The organism is Aneurinibacillus aneurinilyticus ATCC 12856 (assembly GCF_000466385.1).
Lineage (GTDB): Bacteria > Bacillota > Bacilli > Aneurinibacillales > Aneurinibacillaceae > Aneurinibacillus > Aneurinibacillus aneurinilyticus.
Map to the genome: position 1 here is coordinate 1 of NZ_KE952898.1, position 2,108 is coordinate 2,108.

Annotated in this window: 3 protein-coding genes; 2 read left to right on the forward strand and 1 reads right to left on the reverse strand. The window is 35.1% G+C overall.

Annotated elements, in window-relative coordinates; all coding sequences use genetic code 11:
* The first annotated feature begins 159 nt into the window (after positions 1-159).
* Positions 160-300, forward strand: coding sequence for a DUF6444 domain-containing protein (locus tag HMPREF0083_RS28500; RefSeq protein WP_021624291.1), 141 nt, complete (start codon positions 160-162; stop codon positions 298-300).
* Positions 293-877 (forward strand): IS66 family transposase, encoded by a 585-nt coding sequence (locus HMPREF0083_RS27575; protein WP_245191373.1) that lies wholly within the window; start codon positions 293-295, stop codon positions 875-877. The genes HMPREF0083_RS28500 and HMPREF0083_RS27575 overlap by 8 nt, the downstream gene beginning before the upstream one ends.
* A gap of 94 nt (positions 878-971) precedes the next feature.
* Here HMPREF0083_RS27575 and HMPREF0083_RS23030 read toward each other — a convergent pair whose 3' ends face one another.
* The gene (locus HMPREF0083_RS23030) at positions 972-1,358 is read right to left on the reverse strand and encodes a hypothetical protein (RefSeq protein WP_021624293.1); all 387 of its coding nucleotides are present in this window, start codon (positions 1,356-1,358) and stop codon (positions 972-974) included.
* Positions 1,359-2,108 lie beyond the last annotated feature (750 nt).

Below are 2,108 nucleotides of genomic sequence, written 5' to 3' on the forward strand. Positions count from 1 at the left end.
CTGGATCATACTGGATAATCAACACCCTTGGCTTTTTTATTTTGTATCAGTCATGGTAACTACTCAATCCCCTTTGTAAATGTAGAAACAGATATGGATCGCTTTGAGTACATGTATATAGTAGGATAAAAGAAATAAGAGGCAAGGGGGAGGCTCATTATGAAGGCGCTTGATACACTTTCTCGTGAAGATTTACTTCAAATCATAGAAAGACAAGCAAAGGTGATTGCTCGGTTAGAAGCCCGCATTACAGAGTTAGAGAGACAGGTCAACAAGAATAGCCAGAACAGCCATTCATGATGCATGGCAAGCTTACTTTCCCTGTACGAACGGTTCACATGCGCTCTGTAACGCTCATATTTTGCGAGAACTGACTTTTCTACATGAACATGAGCAACAAGACTGGGCAAAGTCATTACATGACCTTCTGATTGAAATGAAACGGACAAAAGAAGAGAATGAAAGTCTAGGCATTTCTCCATCCAACCAGGAGATAACGACATTGGAAGCTCGGTTTGATAATCTCAGCGCAGAAGGGTGTGAGAAAAATCCGGTTCAATTCTCCCCTGAGACATTAAAAAAGAAGGGGAGCAAAAAGCAATCACCTTCTCGTAACCTGTTGGATCGCCTCCAGCTTCATCGAGACAAAGTCCTTCGTTTTCTCAGGGAGACAGCGATTTCATTTGACAACAACCAAGCGGAACGGGATTTGCGCATGATGCGAGTAAAGGAAAAAATATCGGGATTGTTTTGTAGTGAAGAAGGAGCCAGAGCCTTTTGTCGGACACAAACCTTTGTGTCCACTGTTTGGAAACAAGCGTTCGGTATCTTGGCCTCTCTTCGGAAAATGTTAGAAGGGACGTTTGTTTTCTCGTGATAAAAATAGACCGCTTGAGGCGGTCCATTTGGCATGCCCTGAGTAGTTACCAGGTGTGATCTATACTAGTTTACCATCAGGTTTAAAAATTCCTCTATTTGTACAGTCGTGTTTTTAAATCTTCTGTACTATTGCTCAATTGCTCGATAATATCTAGAAATAGATTGTGAGTATCTACAACTAAATTTTCTTTATCAAGAAATTTTCTCATTACATTAATTACTTCTTTTTTTAATTCATCTGGAACTTCATCAATTCTATGCTTAATAACTAGACGAAATACACGCATAGAATCCTTCTTAGGAGGTATCTTTGGAATTGAAAGAATATATTCCCATTTATTTTCATAGTTATCAAACTGCGGTAAAAAAACTATTCGTGTAGCTACGACAAATTTAATCCGTTTATTTTTAGATTCAGCATGTCTTATTAAAAAACTATATAAACTTTGAGTATTAACCTTAAACCTCTCGGAAATCATAACTAGTGTTCTAACAAACAGTTCTAAAATTTTTTCATCCGCTGAAAAGGAGCGGTGCTTCCGCAATTATACTATTTATTATCATACCCCTCCGCCTTTTATATCCCACTACGTTCAGATAAAACTTATTCACATGGTTTTATTAAAAACATAACTTATTTATGGTAAACTAAAATAAAAACGAGCCAACTCTATTTGTTGACTCGCTCTATTCTACATACTTGTTCTTAACTCGCAAGATTAGAACGTAACAATTAATTTTATCGCCCCACTTTTCACGATGTATCAGTTTATATTCTTGCAAAGCATTTTTTATAATTTCAGCTTTTGATAATTAAGATGTAGTTCGAATAAGAATATACATAAAAGCTTACAAACGATTTTTTTGAAGTAATTTCTCGTTCTCAAAACAATAGCAAATACCAAAATCCCCAAATAATGTGCCGTTTATTACCAATAAAAGAAAAAAATATAGTAAAATAACTATAGGTTTACTATATCTGAGATAAGGAGTGAGCTAATTGCCAAAATATTTAAAGGTGCTATTGTGGTCAATTCTTGCAATAGCGATTATATTTTGTCTCATTGGCATTTTTACTTTTATTTCATATAGGGTTTAGTTAATAAGTTAAGTATTGTTTTTTCTATATGCAAACGAATAAAATAACATTTTAGTCAGAAAGGATTCAAGTAGCTAAATAAAGGTTAAAATAAATGGGGCTGTCCAATAAGTCCCCAAAATAAAAAGTT